Consider the following 15,033-nt stretch of genomic DNA (forward strand, 5'->3'; position numbering starts at 1 on the left):
CGCTCGCAGGGGGCGATTGCTCGGACGCTGGGCCGCAGCCCGGGGACGATCAGTCGAGAGCTGAAGCGCATGCATCAATAGTCCATGTCCAGCTCCTGCGCTTGCGCGGCCAGAGCATCCATTGCTTCGCGGCTGTCGGCGTCCATGCGCGCCTTGTAGTTCATGAGGTCTTCATAACGGATGCGGCGGTGCGTGCCGGCCTTGCGAAACGGGATATCGCCCCGCTCGAGCAGTTTGACGACAAATGGCCGCGACACGTTGATGATCGTGGCCGCCTCCTGGGTGCTCAGTTCCGCGTGGGTCGGGACCACCGTTACTGCGTTCCCCTGGGCCATCTGGGCAAGGATGTCGCGCAACAGAGAGACCGCCTGCCGCGGCACGATCAGGTCGGCTCCGTCCAGACGGATCTGCACCCGTTCGGCCTCGAGCTTCTCTGCGAGCAGCCGGGCCAGTTCGCTCGCGCCTTCGCGCGCCAGAGCGGCGTCTTCAGGGTCGGGCAGGCCGCTGTTCCTTTCGTGGGCGTTCATCGTCGTTCCTCTCGTCTTCCTTCGATATGGGCGCACCAGGAGCACAAACGCAACAAACGAAACAGCCCCAACGGAGACCACGGTAGCGACGCCCTGGCCGGGTGGCTCACTGTGTGAGCCACCGCCTGTGGTGGGATGCGGGTACTGGCAACACGAACCCGGAGGTTCCCATGCAACGCAACGGCTCCCGTTTTCCCGATCAGGCCCGTCCCGTTCCGGTGCTGCGCGGTTATTATGCGCGGCGGGAGCGGATTCAGAACACGGCCACGACGGAGGAGCTCCTGCAACGGATTCCGCTGGCGGGGTATCGGCATCACGAGGCACCGCGGCTGTGGCCGCACCTGCGCCGCGGGCAGGGGCTCACGGTGCAGCGCGAGCGGCTGAATCCGGTCGATCCGAACGCAGTGGCGGTGTGCTGGCTGGATCACCAGCTGGGGTATCTGCCGCGCGACGAGAACGACATGGCGGCGGAGCTGCTGGACCGCAACGAGGATCTGGTGGCCCGCATCATCAAAAAGCGCGACAGCGAAGACCCCTGGGAGCGCCTGGAGCTGGGGGTCTACCGTCGGCGGACGCCAGGCCAGTAAGCGCGCCCCACCGTCCAGTGGCCGCACCCGACGCCGTCCAGGCGCTCCTGCCGGACCGCCTCACGCCGGATGATCTGAAAATTCCGGCCCCGAACCTGTAAGCCGCAGTTGCGGATTCCGCTGTTCGTGACCGATGCACGGCACAAGCGATTGAAGCTCGGGCTCCGCATTCAGTAACCCGCCTCTTTCTGGTGCCGGAAGGCGAGGACGTACACGGCGTCGTCGGCCGGTTCGTGACGGTAGAGGGCCACGAATCCGGAGTCGCCGAAGGCAATCACCAGCTCACGCAGTTCGGGGATTTCAGGGTCCGGTCGCCCAATATCGGGGGCCGTTTCCAGCAGCAGGAATTGCCGCTCGATCACCTGAGCCGCGCGCCTGGCCGCATCCGGAGCTTTAGTGGCGAGAGCGCGCCTGCATCGCTCCAAACCTTCTGCGGCGCCTGCGGTGACGATTAGTCGTGGCACTCGGGCACGGTTCCTTCATCGTCAGTGCCCCATGTTCTCAACCAGTCGCGGGCTTCCTGCCCGGTCAGGTGCTGGCCGGTTTCCCGATAGGCCGACCAGGACGCCAGGGCTTCCTGCCTGAAACTCTCTCGGGCTTCCTCGCGGTCAACGTATTGGCGGATGGCTTCGAGCATGATCCAGTGGGGCGACCGTCGGCGTTGGGCGGCGAGATCCTGGAGGCGGGCTTTCAGTGCGTCATCGATTTTCAGGGACGTTGCCATGGCGGACCTCGTATTACCGGGTATTACCTTGTGCTAAGTTAGCGCGGCATCCGGCCCCGAGTCCATCCCTGCGATCACTGAGCGGGGAGTCTCGAAAACGATCGACACCAGGACACCCGGAGGCAAGATCGTTTCCCACGTCTTTGGCGCCGTGGCCAGGTTCGAGCGCGCTCGGGGCACTTCATGGCCTGCTCGCTGTCCGCGAATGCATCCGGTGGCGATCGAGGAGGCCAGAGGTTGAGCGACCCGTTCGAGGGCAAGACGGATCAGGCGTTCCGGCCGGCCTGGTGGCTGGCGGGGCGCCATGCGCAGACGGTCTTTCCGGCACTGTTTCGCGCGCCGCCACCGGTGCGGCTGGAGCGCGAACGCCTGGAACTGCCGGACGGGGATTTCCTGGAACTGGCCTGGGGGCCACCGGGCCGCGGTCTGGTGCTGGTGGGCCACGGTCTGGGCGGCGACGAGACCTCGGGCTATGCGCTGGGGGTGGTGGCGGCGCTGGCGCGGCGCGGGATCGGCAGCGCGGTGCTGATCTCGCGCGGGGCCGGCTCGCACCCGAACCGGCTGCGCCGCAGCTATCACGCGGCGGCATGGGACGACCTCGACCACGTGGTGGAGACCCTGCGTCGACGCGACCCCACCCGGCCGATGGCGGTCTGCGGGTTTTCCCTGAGCGGTTCCATGCTGCTGTCGTGGCTGGGGGAACGCGGCGACGCGCCGCTGGCCACCGCTGTGGCGGTATCGGTGCCGTTCGATCTGGCCGCCAGCGCCGATGCCCTGGAGCGCGGCTTCGCGCGGGTCTACCAGTGGCATCTGATGCGCGGTCTGCGCCGGGTCACGCTGCGCAAGTTCGCAGCACGCGACGATGCCCCGCTGCCGCTCGCGGAGCTACGCCGCATGCGCCGGCTGCGCGAGTTCGACGAGCGCATCACCGCCCCGCTGCACGGCTTTCGCGACAGTGCCGACTACTACGCCCGGGCCAGCTGCCGCCCGCGCCTGGGCGCGATCCGCCAGCCGACCCTCATCCTGCATGCCGCGGACGACCCGTTCGTCCCGGGCACCAGCGTCCCCGCCACCCGCGAACTGGGCTCCGGGGTCCAGCTGGAGCTGCAGGCGCGCGGCGGGCATGTCGGCTTTGTGGCCGGAGACGTGCCCGGGCGCCCCCGTTACTGGCTCGACACCCGCATCGCCGACCACGTCACCGAACAACTGGACGCAGCCCTGAACGCGGGCGCCGGACGATAGTGCAATGCCCCGGGGGCGCACGGTCACGTGCCGGCGCGGATCAGTGGCCCCCGGGTTCGCTGGCGCCGCCTTCCTTGTCGTGCAGGGCAAGCTTGTCGTGGAGCTCGCCGCTCTGGCCGGGCGGGGCCTTCACTTCCACTTCCATGCCGTTGCGGCGGAACTTGGCCACCACCTTGTCGATGGCGGCCACCGCGGAGCTGTCCCACAGCGAGGCTTCGCTGAGGTCGATGACCACGTGATGAATGCGCTCGCGGTAGTCGAAGCTGTCGATGAACTTGTCCACGGCCACGAAGAACAGCTGCCCGCGGACCTTGTACGTACGGATCCTGCTTCCTTCCGGTCGTTCGCTTTCCACATGGACGGCGTTGACCATCTTGCGCGCGAAGAACACCGCGCTGAGCAATACGCCGGCGAACACGCCCAGCGAGAGGTCGTGGGTCACCACGGTCACGCCCACGGTCACGATGAGCACGGTGGCATCGGTGCGCGGAAGCTTGTGCAGGGTGGTCAGCGAGCTCCAGTCGAAGGTGGCGATGGAGACCATGATCATCACGGCCACCAGTGCGGCCATGGGGATGATCGACACCAGATCCCCCAGCACAAGGATGAAGAACAGCAGGTACAGACCCGCCGACAGGGTAGACAGCCGTCCCAGACCGCCGGATTTGATGTTGATGACCGACTGCCCGATCATCGCGCAGCTGGCCATGCCGCCGAAGAAGCCGGTCACGATGTTGGCGATGCCCTGGCCCTGGGCCTCGCGGTTCTTGCCGGAGGGAGTGTCGGTGAGATCGTCCACCACCTGCGCCGTCATCAGCGATTCCAGCAGACCGACCACAGCCAGCGAGAACGCGGTGGGGAAGATGATCTGCAGGGTCTCGAGGTTCCACGGGATGTCGGGGAACAGGAACACCGGCAGGCCGTCGGGCAGCTCGCCCATGTCGCCCACTTCCATGGTGGGCAGGCCCATGTAGTAGACCACGATGGTCAGGACCACGATGGCCACCAGCGGAGGCGGCAGCAGTTTGGGATAGCCCGGGATCAGCGGCAGGCCGTAGAGGATCAGCAGGCCGACGGAGACCAGCACCCACATGGTGGTGTCACCGTCCACCAGATACGGCACCTGCGACATGAAGATCAGGATCGCCAGCGCGTTCACGAACCCGACCATCACGGTGCGCGGGATGAACATCATGTAACGCCCCAGCTTCGCCCAGGCGAACAGTAGCTGGATCACCCCGGTCAGCAGGGTCGCGGCCAGCAGGTACTGCAACCCGTGCTCCGCCACCAGGGTGACCATCAGCAGGGCCATGGCCCCGGTAGCCGCGGAGATCATGCCGGGGCGACCACCGGTGAAGGCGATCACCACCGCCATGGAGAAGGACGCGTACAGCCCCACCGAAGGGTCCACGCCGGCGATGATGGAAAACGCGATCGCCTCGGGAATGAGGGCGAGGGCGACGACGATCCCGGCGATCAGATCGCCGCGGACGTTGAAGAACCAGATGTCACGCTGGCGTTGCCAGAAGGCCTGTAGCGTCTGCTGCACGGCAAATCTCCCGAATCAGAGGTTTGACGCGCCGGCCCTGAGCACGGTGCAGACCGCGACTGCAGTGATAAGACGGGTGGGATTGACGGGCACCGGTCAGTGGGGTACTGCTAGGCATCCCGTGGCCACCAGTTACGGCGCTGGATCACGGACGAGGAGCAGGTCACAGGAACCGCCCGTGAGAAAGGCGCGAGAGTCTAACACCTCATCAGCGTTTTCTGAAGTGCCAGCCTCAAAGTCCAACGGGGTCGCCCCCGCCACGCACGCTCGAAAGTCAGGATTTCCGCATGCTGCAACGCGTCATTGTCGCCATCGATTTTTCTTCCGCCTCGGCCGCGGCCCTCGCTATCTCTCGGCACCATTGTCCCGGTGCCACGCGCCGCCTGCTGCACGTGATGAAACCCGCGGATGTCGCCCGCGGCAGCGCGGCCGGGGCCATGGCCGGGGCCGGCTCCTCGCCGCTGCATTCGAAAGACATGCGCCAGTCGGCGGAGGAGCAGGCCTATGCCCGGCTGAAGGAATGGGCACGGGACGACGAGGAATGCGCGGTGGCCGTGGGCAGTGCACCCGAGGAGATCTCGCGCCTCGCCGAGGAATGGGACGGGGAACTGATCGTGATGGGCACCCGCGGGCGCAGCCAGCTCGCCAGCATGCTGTCGGGCTCGGCCACCGAGTGGCTGGTGCGCCACGCCAGCCTGCCGGTGATGGTAGTGCACGATGTCCCGCTGAGCGATGCGATGCGCGAGCACCTGCCGCCCGGCTTCGAACAGCACGATTGATGGCACAGGAGGTTTCATGATGGCTGCAACGACTCGATTCGGCGGCACCCTGATCGCGGCGCTGAGCCTCGCCGGAGGCGCCGCCCATGCGGACACCGGCACGGTCGCCCAGACCCTGGACCGGGACGGCCAGCCGCTGGTCTCCGTCGACGGCGCACGGGCAGAGGACACCTTTGCCGCCCTCGGGGCCCTGACGGTCAAGGGCCGGCTGATGCGCGACAGCGAGATGGGCCATGAAGGCTATCGCCCGGAACTGGCCGGAGACCCGATGCAGGCGGTCGGCGAACGCTGGCTGGACCTGCTGGACTACGCCCAGGGGGCGTTCCTCGACCAGGGCCGCCTGCGGGCGCACGTCGGTGGGGAAGACGAGGCCGGCCCGGCCGCCTATGCCGAGGCCGGCTATCTCTATCACATGCACCACAGCGCGGGCCGGTTCGAGGACCTGGGGCTGTACGATGACCTCACCCACAAGCCCGGCCCGATGATCTCGCAGCTGGAAAACCATCTGGTCAACACGCGCCACGAAGACGGCCGGATCGACGGCGCCGACGCCAGCGATGCCGAGGCCTTCGCCTACGGCATGGATGCGCTGCACGCCTCGGCCTATGCCTGGGTCCGCCAGGACAAGCCGGGTGGCGCCGATGACATGGGCCAGCTCGACCTGGACGCGCTGGCCGGCTGGCTGGGCCATTCGCGTGACGACCTGGTCGCGGTCGCCCGCGCGGTCGCGGACCGGGCCGACGAGGCCTGGGACGCAGACGCCGGGGTCTACGTACTGGACGAGGGTGCCGAGTGGTCCGTCGATCAGCTCGGTGCCATGCTGCGCGGGCACAAGGGCTTGTACGAGATGCTGGCGCTGTACGGAGACGATGACGACCAGGAACGGGCGGAAACCCTGGCGGATCGCGCCGCGGCCATCACCACGGCCGTGCTGGACGGACACGGGCCGCTGCGTGACTGGGGCCTGCCCGCGCGCCTGGAATTCGTCGACGGCCGGGCCATGGCCGCGTCGGACGAGGTGGATGTCGGCGGCCAGTGGCGCTTCGTGCATCAGGTCACCGGCGGGTTTTCCATCCTGCGCGAGCGCGACGGCACGTCCGGCCTGATGGGTGAACGCCACCCCGAACTGGAGCAGAAAGTGGGCCGGGCGCTGGACCGCATGTTCCTCGGCGCGCTCGAATACCAGCTCGACGGCGACTACGTGCCGGCCCGCCTGGACCATGGCGACGGCTCGGTCAGCGACCCGACCGTCACCACCCGCGCCGCCGCGGCCTTCGTGCAGGCCGTAGGCAACGGGTACCGCGCCGGCGACGCATTCGACCGCCCCGGGGCCTGGGACGACGACGCCGAACTGGCCGAACGCAGCGAGGCCCTGTACGACGCGATGCTGCGCCACGGCGAGCTGGTCAGCTCGCGCCTGGTGCGGGTGGACTAGCGGGTCCCGGGCCGGATCTCGGGCCGAATCTCGGGCCGGGTTTCGGCCAGCCACCGGGCCGCCGCCTCGCGCAGGCGGCGGATGACCCCCCGCCTGCCGGAGACTCCGGCCAGCGCTTGCAGGGCCGCCCAGTCCTGCTGCTGCACGCACGCGGCATGCAGCAGGGCCTGGCCCGAGTCCTGGCCCGGGTTCAGATCCAGCTCGCGATCCCGCGCGGCCTCGGCCGCCAGGGCCCGGCGCAGTGCCGGCAGGGCCCACTCGAAGCTGCGGCTGCGATGGGCAAACGCCTCGATCGAGGCGCGATCGTCCGCATCGACTTCGCCATGATCGCCGGGCGCCGGCAGGCTCTGCTCGATGGCGCGGGTGGTGGCGCTGTCCAGCTGCTCCGCGGCCAGCGCGCGCCATAGCGGCCAGTCGCGGGCGAAAGCCCCCTGCACAGCCGCCAGCGCCGGCCCCGCCTCGCCGGCCTCGGCCAGCGCACGCATCACGATCAGCGTGACCTGTCCGCTGGCCGGATCCGGGCGCACGCCCAGGCGCACCGGCGCGAAGCCCTCGCGCTGCCAGAAATACAGCATGCCCGGGGTCACCCCGAACGCCGCCCCCAGCAGCCCCACCCCGTCGCGCGCGGCCCTTTCGGCCGCGGCGCGCAGCAGGCGCGTGCCCAGCCCGCGCCCCTGCCAGGCAGGATGCACCGCGATCCGGTGGATCCGCCAGGCGGTCTGCGCCGCCAGTGGAAAGGAACCCACCGCAGCCAGGGTGCACGGCAGGAAGCGTCCCGGCGGCCGCCGTTCGCCGGCCCACACCGCGTCCGCCAGCTCCGGCTCCAGCCCCTGCTCGGCCTGCACCAGCACCGCCCCGAAAAGCGCGCCGTCGCGCACGCCTTCCAGCAGCAGCACATGCAGATCGGGATCATCCAGCCAGCGCTGCAGATCCGAGGGCCGGGTACGATAATGCGCGTCGGCCACCAGGCCGGTCAGCGCCTGCAGACGGGCAGCATCGCCCGCGAGCTCGGCCGGCGAGCGCCACGCCAGACGCACGGCCTGGGGCGAAGGCTCGTGGCTGGCCGCCTCCAGCAGGAAAAGCCGGTTGATCCAGTCTTCCAGCGGGTCGCCCGCCGCCCAGCGCACGGGCTCGTGCAGGCGCAGGATCCGCGGCGACAGGCCGTCCCGTTCCAGTGCCGGCAGCACCCGCAGGCGGAAACCCTGACCGCTGCCCTCGAACCCGCCGGTGGTGGTCGCCAGGACCACCCGGCGGGCGCGCCGGGTCAGTTCCAGCAGGCGCTCCACCGGGATGGCCGCGGCCTCGTCCACGATCAGCAGGTCGGGCCGTGCCGGGGAATCCAGCAGGACCGCCGGTGCGCGATACAGCGTCGCGGGATCCACGACGGGCGAGCCTTCCGCAGCCTGCGCCAGCAGGCGCTCGGCCGCGGACGGGGCCGGCGCGGCCACGGCAATCTCCCCGTCCGGAGCGCCCCACAGCCGCAGGTGTTCACCCAGCCACTGTCCGAGCACGGTAGACTTGCCGCGCCCGCGCGGGGCGATCACCACGTCACAGCGCCGGGTTCCCCGTGCGTCCGGCTCGCGCAGCATGTCCAGCACCGCCCGCTGGTCGGCGGTCCAGCCGTGGCCACCCGCAGCGCCACCGGGGTGCGGCCAGTCGGTCGGCCGCCCGGGGTCGGGATGCTCCACCACCGCCTCCGCCAGCGCGGCCTGCCAGCGCTCGCCAAACGGCGTGGCGCCACCGGCATCCGTGAGCAGCACCAGCACCCCGCCCCCGCGCAGGATGCCGCTGACGATCACCAGAGCATCGGCGGGGACATCGGACTGCGCCTCGAACACCACCGCGTCGCGCTCGCGGCCCAGCCAGTCCCCGGCCTGGGCCGGACGCACCGCGGGCAGATCCGCGGGCGCGCGGCGCCCCACCCAAAGGACGGCATGGTCGTCGGCCTGTTGCCGCAGCCAGTCGCCCGCGCGCTCGCAGACCTCCGGCCGCCCCGGCAAGGCGATGATGCGTCGATGCGGCGGGCCGGAACCGACCATCGCGACTACCCCCGGAAAAAAGAAACGGAACTTGTGAAAACGTGACGAACCTCAAAACCTGTGTCCGGTTGCCGACACAGACAGGAACGACCGCACGCGACATCTCGCAGCATGAACCAGGAGCCCGCATGAATACCAACGAACAGCCTGCCATCGAACTGCCGGAACGCCTGCGCATCGACGCCGTCGAGACGCTGACCGAAACCGCGCGCCAGCCCCTGGACCAGGGCCAGCCCCTCCGGCTGGACGGTGACAGCGTCCGGGATACGGACACCGCAGGCCTGCAACTTCTGGCGATGCTGCGCCGGGAAGCCGACCGCCGCGGCCAGCCCATGACTCTCGATCCCGTCAGCCCCGCTCTGGAAAGCGGCCTGCAGCGCCTGGGGCTGGAGGGCCACGTGCAGGACTCCGCGAACCCGCAGGGATCCTGACGACAGCACGACACAAAGCCTTTCCGACTGTACAGGAATGGTCAAGATTTGGTCGTTTTTCCGCGGAGCGGAACCGCTCGGCTCAAGTTTTTCTTCCGGGACCCGTTAAATTCTGTGACGGACCCCGAGTTTGCTGTACAGTCCTTGTACAGGTTTTTCGGAGAATGCGACGGCGACGCTGGCATACGGCTTGCTGGCAGGTCACACGACCGAACCCGGGGTCGCCCGCATGAACAAGACAATCGGATAACAGGGGCACGCAATGGCCAAGGTGCTGGTGGTGGACGACTCGTCCTCGATGCGACAGATGGTGAGCTTCGCGCTCAAGCAGGCCGGTCACGACGTGACCGAGGGCCGGGACGGCAACGACGGCCTGAGCAAGGCACAGGGGCTGAAGGCCGATCTGGTCATCACCGACGTAAACATGCCCGGCAAGGACGGACTGGAGCTGACCCGCGAGCTGCGCAAGCTGCCCGACTACAAGTTCACGCCCATCCTGGTGCTGACCACCGAGGCCGGACCGGAGAAGAAGCAGGAGGGCAAGGCGGCCGGCGCCACCGGCTGGCTGGTCAAGCCGTTTGATCCGGAAAAGCTGATGAGCACCGTCAACAAGGTCCTGCGCTAGCCATGTCCATGGATATGTCCCAGTTCACCGAGGCCTTCCTCGAAGAAAGCTTCGAGGGGCTGGAACACATGGAGACCGAGTTGCTGGCGCTCAACGCCGGCGACGAGGAAACCCTGCACACGATCTTCCGTGCGGCCCACTCGATCAAGGGCGGCGCCGGGACGTTCGGGTTCAGCGCGATCTCCGAATTCACCCACGGCATGGAGACCCTGCTCGACCGCATGCGTAACGGTCAGCAGGAGACCACCCCGGAGATCGTCAATCTGCTGCTGCGCGCGGTGGACGTGCTGCGCGGCCAGCTGCAGGCGGCCCGCGATGGTGGCGAAGCCGACCCGGCCGAGGCGGCCGAGGTGCGGGCCCTGATCGAGGCGACCCTGGGTGACGCGGCGCCTGATGCGACTCCGGATGCCCTGGCGCCCACTGTGGGCGGGAACGTTGACGGATCCGGACCGGAGAACGGCCCCGGGGACAGTGACGGGACTCCCCGCGGCTGGCGTATCCATTTTCGTCCGCATGCCGATCTCCTGCGCACCGGCAACGACCCGCTGCGCATGTTCGAAGTACTTGAGGAGCTGGGCGAGCTGACGGTGCACTGCGACGCAGAGGGCCTGCCCGCGACGCTCGAAGGCTACGACCCGGAGGCCAGCTACCTCGCCTGGACCCTGGAACTGCGCGGCGACGCGGACCGTGCCGACATCGAGGAAGTCTTCGAATGGGTCGAGGACGAATGCGACCTGACGATCGAACCGCTTGAAACCGCCGGCGACAGCACCGGAGCGCACCCCCCGGCGGACCCGGCCCCGGACGGCTCCGGCCCGGAATCCACGCCCCCCGGCGGTGAGGACAGCGCGGCCGGAGCCCCCGCACGCGCGGCCTCGAAGCCGACCGAATCCAGCTCCATGCGGGTCAACGCCGCCAAGATCGACGCCCTCATCGACATGGTCGGCGAGCTGGTCATCACCCAGTCGATGCTCACCGACATCAGCGAGCAGATGGAAGAAGACCCGTCGCGCGTGGAGCAGCAGATCGAGCGCCTGCGCTCGGGGCTGGCCGAACTGGAGCGCAATACCCGCGAGCTCCAGGAAAGCGTGATGGGCATCCGCATGGTGCCCATCGCCCAGGTGTTCAACCGCTTCCCCCGCCTGGTCCACGACCTCTCCGGCCAGCTCGGCAAGCAGATCGACCTGCAGATGGAGGGCGAACTCACCGAGATCGACAAGACCGTGCTGGAGCACCTGGGCGATCCGCTGGTGCACCTGGTGCGCAACGCCATCGACCACGGCATCGAGATGCCCGACGAGCGCAGCGCGGCCGGCAAGGATCCCACCGGCCGGGTCACGCTGGAGGCCTACCATCGCGGCGGCAACGTGGTGATCGAGATCCGCGACGACGGCCGCGGGATGAACTCCGACCGCATCCTGGAGAAGGCCCGTGCCGCCGGTCTGCTGCGGCCGGACCAGAATCCGGAACCGCACGAGATCCTGCAGTACATCTTCGAGCCCGGGCTTTCCACCGCCGATCAGGTCTCCGACCTCTCGGGACGCGGCGTGGGAATGGACGTGGTGAAGAAGAACATCCGCGGGCTGGGCGGCAACATCGAGCTGCATTCCGAACCGGGCCGGGGCTCGCGGGTCACTATTCGCCTGCCGCTGACCCTGTCGATCATGGACGGCCAGCTGCTGAAGATCCACGACGAGACCTTCGTGATCCCGCTGATCGCGATTGTCGAGTCACTGCAGACCGAGCCGGAGAACGTGAAGCAGGCCTTCGGCAAGCTGCCGCTGTACCGCCTGCGGGACGAGTACATCCCGGTCGTGGATCTGGCGGCCCTGTTCGGGCAGGCCGAACCCTCGCCGATGCCGGATCGGGCCCTGCTGGTGGTGGCCGAGGCGGACAACCAGCGCGTGGCCCTGCGGGTGGATGACCTGCTGGGGCAGCAGCAGGTCGTCATCAAGACGCTCGAAACCAATTTCCGCCGGGTGCCGGGTACGGCCGGGGCCACCATTCTCGGCGACGGCCAGGTGGCGCTGATCCTGGACGTCGCGGGCATTGCCCGCATGACCTCCGGGCGCGACACCCGGGCAGCCTGATCACCAAGGAGCCGAACGCAATGGCGAACGACGCGACACAATCGATCCAGGACCCGGCCACCGCCGGGGAGGACCAGTACCTGACCTTCATCCTGGCCGACGAGGAATACGGGGTGGACATCCTCCGCGTGCAGGAGATCAAGGGCTGGGAACGCCCCACCCCGCTGCCCAACACGCCCGACTACATCCGCGGCGTGATCAACGTGCGCGGCATGATCGTGCCGATCATCGACATGCGCCTGCGCTTCGGCATGGAACCGCTGGAGTACGGCCCCACCACGGTGGTGATCATGCTGCGGGTGATCAGCGAGGACCGCGAACGGGTGATGGGCATCGTGGTGGACGCGGTCTCCGAGGTGTACAGCATCGGCGACGACAACCTGCAGCCGGCCCCGGATTTCGGCACCCGCATCGGCATCGACTTCGTGCGCGGGCTGGCCACGGTGGAGGAGAAGATGATCCTCGTTCTGGACATCGACACCCTCCTCGGCCCGGGCCTGATCGCCAGCGAAGACGCGATCCAGGAAGGCCAGAGTGCCTGAGGCCGAGTGAGCGATGCGCACGTTCGCGGTGATCAACCAGAAAGGCGGCGTCGGGAAGACCACGGTGACGCTGAACCTGTCGCACGCGCTGGCACTGGCCGGGAACCGCGTGCTGGCGATCGACGCGGACCCGCAGGGGCACCTGACCATGGCCTTCGGCCTGGAGGACCCCGCCGGGCTGGACCGGGTGCTGCACGGCGAGGCGCGCATGCAGGACGCCTTCAGCGAGGCCGGCAACGGACTCAAGGTGGTCGCCGCCGGCGAGCACCTGCAGGAAGTGGAAAACCTGAACCAGGGCGGTGCCGAACGCGGCTGGCGCCTCCAGCGAGCCCTGGCGGCGATGGACGAACCGTTCGACTTCGTGCTGATCGACTGCCCGCCATCGGCCGGGCTGCTGGGCATGAACGCCATCATCGCCGCCGACGAGATGCTGATCCCGGTGGCCGGCGACTTCCTCTCGCTGAACGGGCTGTCGCGGCTGATGCGCATCCTGCACGGCATCGAGGAGCGCCTGGGCGGCTCGCGGCCGAAATGGATCGTGCTGTCACGGTTCATGGAACAGCGCCGCCACGCCCGCGAGGTGCGCGACCGGATCCGCGAGCACTTCGGCTCGCAACTGCTGGAAACCACCATCCGCGAATCGGTGGTGCTGGCCGAGAGCCCGAGCTTCGGCCAGACGATCTTCGAATACCAGCCCCGGCATCGCGCCGCCGGGGACTTCAAGGCCCTCGCCGGGGACCTGATGGAAACGGCGACGGCAACGGCCTGAACGACGGGACACGCAATGAGCACACGCAAGCGCAACAAACTGGGCAACGATCCGCTGGGCTGGATGGACGACGGCGACGAAGCCCGGTCCGAGCCCTCGGACGAGCCGCCGCAGACCGAGGCATCCGGGTCCGACGATACCGGCGACGCGGCCGAGGGCGAGGCCCGCCCCGCGCGCCGCAAGGCACCGGCGAAGGGCCGCAGCCGCAAGAACGCCGGGTCCGCCCGCACCGAAACTCCGCAACAAGCCTCCAGCGAGGACAGCACCATGGCCGAAAAGACGCAGAACGCCAACGCCTCCGAACAACGGCCCGACGGGGAGTTCCTGCGCGCCGCCTGTGAGGGGTCGCGCATGTCCGTGATGATGTGCGATGCGGACATGAACATCATCTACGCCAACGAGTCCGTGGTGGAGCTTCTGCGCGAACGTCGAGAGGTGCTCCGCGAGCGGTTCCCCGGCTTCGACCCGGACAACCTGGTCGGGCAGTCGATCGACCAGTTCCACCAGAATCCCGCGCACCAGCGCGCGATCCTGCAGGATCCCTCGCGCCTCCCCTGGGATGCGGAGATCTCGATCGCCGACATCGAATTCAAGCTGCGCGCCTCGGCGATCGTGGATGAAAGCGGCCAGTACCGCGGGAACATGGTCGAGTGGCAGGACGTCACCGAGCGCAACCGCTTCGAACGCGAGGTCGCCCGCATGCGCTCCGCCTTCGAGGGGGCCAACCAGGCGCAGATGATGACGGACGACCACCTGCGGGTGGTCTACGCCAACCCGGCCGCGCTGGACCTGCTGCGCGAACACCGAAATGAACTGCAGGGCTACGCCCGTGATTTCGACCCGCTGCAGCCGAAGGGCTGCGATCTCTCCGAGATGTACCGCGACGCGGCCCGCCCCGGCGGCAGCCAGCGACTGCCCGAGAAGCATGAACTGCGCATCGGCGAGCTGCAGCTGGACCTGCGGGCCACCGAACTGCGGGACGAGGACGGCAATCCCTCCGGCTACATGGTGGCCTGGGAGGACGTCACCGACCTGCGCCTGGCCGAACAGAACATCGACGCCCTGATCCGTGACGCGGCCCGCGGCAAGCTGGACGAACGCCTGACCCCGGACGACTACGACGGTTTCGTGAAGAACATCGCCGAGGGCGTCAACGAACTGCTGGACGCGGTGGTGCCACCGTTGCGCGAAGGTTCGCGCGTAATGCAGGCGATGTCCGAAGGCGATCTGACCGCACGACTGGAAGGGGACTTCCAGGGCGAGTTCGCGGAGTTCCGCGATGCCATCCACGACACCATCGACAACCTCGACCGGCTGGTCGGGCAGATCCTGGAAGGTGCCAACAACGTGCGTTCGGCCTCCTCCGAGATCGCCCAGGGCAACACCGACCTGTCCCAGCGTACCGAGGAACAGGCCTCCTCGCTGGAGGAAACCGCCTCCTCCATGGAAGAGATGACCTCCACGGTCAAATCCAACGCCGACAACTCCAAACAGGCCAACCAGCTCGCCGTCGCCGCGCGCGACAAGGCCGCCGAGGGTGGCGAGGTGGTCGGCAAGGCCGTCACCGCCATGGGCGAGATCAACCAGTCCTCGAAAAAGATCTCCGACATCATCGGTGTCATCGACGAGATCGCCTTCCAGACCAACCTGCTCGCCCTCAACGCCGCGGTCGAGGCCGCCCGCGCCGGCGAACA

At 68.4% G+C, this 15,033-nt stretch carries 15 protein-coding genes and 1 pseudogene; 11 read left to right on the forward strand and 5 right to left on the reverse strand.

Going from position 1 to position 15,033, the window contains the following annotated elements; translation table 11 throughout:
* A pseudogene (locus B1A74_RS14495) lies at window positions 1-69 on the forward strand (helix-turn-helix domain-containing protein); the annotation flags it as partial.
* A 5-nt stretch (window positions 70-74) separates the two neighbouring features.
* Here B1A74_RS14495 and B1A74_RS08720 read toward each other — a convergent pair.
* Window positions 75-527 (reverse strand): excisionase family DNA-binding protein, encoded by a 453-nt coding sequence (locus B1A74_RS08720; RefSeq protein ID WP_077244405.1) that lies wholly within the window; start codon window positions 525-527, stop codon window positions 75-77.
* Window positions 528-697: 170 nt separating this feature from the next.
* Here B1A74_RS08720 and B1A74_RS08725 point away from each other — a divergent pair, with 170 nt between their 5' ends.
* Window positions 698-1,114, forward strand: coding sequence for an HIRAN domain-containing protein (locus B1A74_RS08725; RefSeq protein ID WP_077244406.1), 417 nt, complete (start codon window positions 698-700; stop codon window positions 1,112-1,114).
* A gap of 170 nt (window positions 1,115-1,284) precedes the next feature.
* Here the strand turns inward: B1A74_RS08725 and B1A74_RS08735 are convergent, their stop codons facing one another.
* Window positions 1,285-1,578 carry a type II toxin-antitoxin system RelE/ParE family toxin gene (locus B1A74_RS08735; RefSeq protein WP_077244408.1) on the reverse strand — a complete coding sequence of 98 codons (294 nt, stop codon included), beginning with the start codon at window positions 1,576-1,578 and terminating at the stop codon, window positions 1,285-1,287.
* Window positions 1,566-1,838, reverse strand: coding sequence for a CopG family ribbon-helix-helix protein (locus tag B1A74_RS08740; protein ID WP_077244409.1), 273 nt, complete (start codon window positions 1,836-1,838; stop codon window positions 1,566-1,568). Before B1A74_RS08740 ends, B1A74_RS08735 begins: the two co-directional genes overlap by 13 nt.
* Window positions 1,839-2,075: 237 nt before the next feature.
* On the opposite strand from B1A74_RS08740, the gene B1A74_RS08745 reads away from it, so the two are divergent.
* Window positions 2,076-3,080, forward strand: coding sequence for a hydrolase (locus B1A74_RS08745; protein WP_077244410.1), 1,005 nt, complete (start codon window positions 2,076-2,078; stop codon window positions 3,078-3,080).
* 40 nt (window positions 3,081-3,120) lie between these two features.
* Here B1A74_RS08745 and B1A74_RS08750 read toward each other — a convergent pair whose 3' ends face one another.
* Window positions 3,121-4,629, reverse strand: a complete 1,509-nt coding sequence (locus B1A74_RS08750; RefSeq protein ID WP_018947623.1) for a SulP family inorganic anion transporter — start codon at window positions 4,627-4,629, stop codon at window positions 3,121-3,123.
* Window positions 4,630-4,916: 287 nt separating this feature from the next.
* On the opposite strand from B1A74_RS08750, the gene B1A74_RS08755 reads away from it, so the two are divergent.
* Together B1A74_RS08755 and B1A74_RS08760 are read left to right on the forward strand one after the other, a co-directional pair.
* Window positions 4,917-5,408 carry a universal stress protein gene (locus B1A74_RS08755; RefSeq protein ID WP_077244411.1) on the forward strand — a complete coding sequence of 164 codons (492 nt, stop codon included), beginning with the start codon at window positions 4,917-4,919 and terminating at the stop codon, window positions 5,406-5,408.
* Between the two features lie 16 nt (window positions 5,409-5,424).
* Window positions 5,425-6,843 (forward strand): hypothetical protein, encoded by a 1,419-nt coding sequence (locus B1A74_RS08760; RefSeq protein ID WP_077244412.1) that lies wholly within the window; start codon window positions 5,425-5,427, stop codon window positions 6,841-6,843.
* On the opposite strand, the gene B1A74_RS08765 is transcribed toward B1A74_RS08760, so the two are convergent.
* Complete coding sequence (locus B1A74_RS08765) at window positions 6,840-8,882, reverse strand: GNAT family N-acetyltransferase (RefSeq protein ID WP_077244413.1); 2,043 nt, start codon at window positions 8,880-8,882, stop codon at window positions 6,840-6,842. The two genes, B1A74_RS08760 and B1A74_RS08765, sit on opposite strands and share 4 nt — an antisense overlap.
* 128 nt (window positions 8,883-9,010) lie before the next feature.
* On the opposite strand from B1A74_RS08765, the gene B1A74_RS08770 reads away from it, so the two are divergent.
* The 6 genes from B1A74_RS08770 to B1A74_RS08795 form a co-directional block, all read left to right on the forward strand.
* Complete coding sequence (locus B1A74_RS08770) at window positions 9,011-9,313, forward strand: STAS domain-containing protein (RefSeq protein WP_024329985.1); 303 nt, start codon at window positions 9,011-9,013, stop codon at window positions 9,311-9,313.
* Between the two features lie 262 nt (window positions 9,314-9,575).
* On the forward strand, window positions 9,576-9,938 hold the full coding sequence (locus tag B1A74_RS08775) for a response regulator (protein ID WP_018869626.1): 363 nt from the start codon (window positions 9,576-9,578) through the stop codon (window positions 9,936-9,938).
* A gap of 2 nt (window positions 9,939-9,940) precedes the next feature.
* Entirely contained in the window at window positions 9,941-12,028 is a 2,088-nt protein-coding gene (locus B1A74_RS08780) for a chemotaxis protein CheA (RefSeq protein ID WP_077244414.1), read from the forward strand.
* Between the two features lie 20 nt (window positions 12,029-12,048).
* Window positions 12,049-12,570: a chemotaxis protein CheW gene (locus B1A74_RS08785; RefSeq protein ID WP_018947629.1), complete on the forward strand. Its 522-nt coding sequence runs from the start codon at window positions 12,049-12,051 to the stop codon at window positions 12,568-12,570.
* Between the two features lie 13 nt (window positions 12,571-12,583).
* On the forward strand, window positions 12,584-13,339 hold the full coding sequence (locus B1A74_RS08790) for a ParA family protein (RefSeq protein WP_018947630.1): 756 nt from the start codon (window positions 12,584-12,586) through the stop codon (window positions 13,337-13,339).
* A 15-nt stretch (window positions 13,340-13,354) separates the two neighbouring features.
* On the forward strand, window positions 13,355-15,033 hold a 1,679-nt coding region (locus B1A74_RS08795), incomplete at its 3' end, for a methyl-accepting chemotaxis protein (RefSeq protein WP_077244415.1).

This window comes from Thioalkalivibrio halophilus, from assembly GCF_001995255.1.
Lineage (GTDB): Bacteria > Pseudomonadota > Gammaproteobacteria > Ectothiorhodospirales > Ectothiorhodospiraceae > Thioalkalivibrio > Thioalkalivibrio halophilus.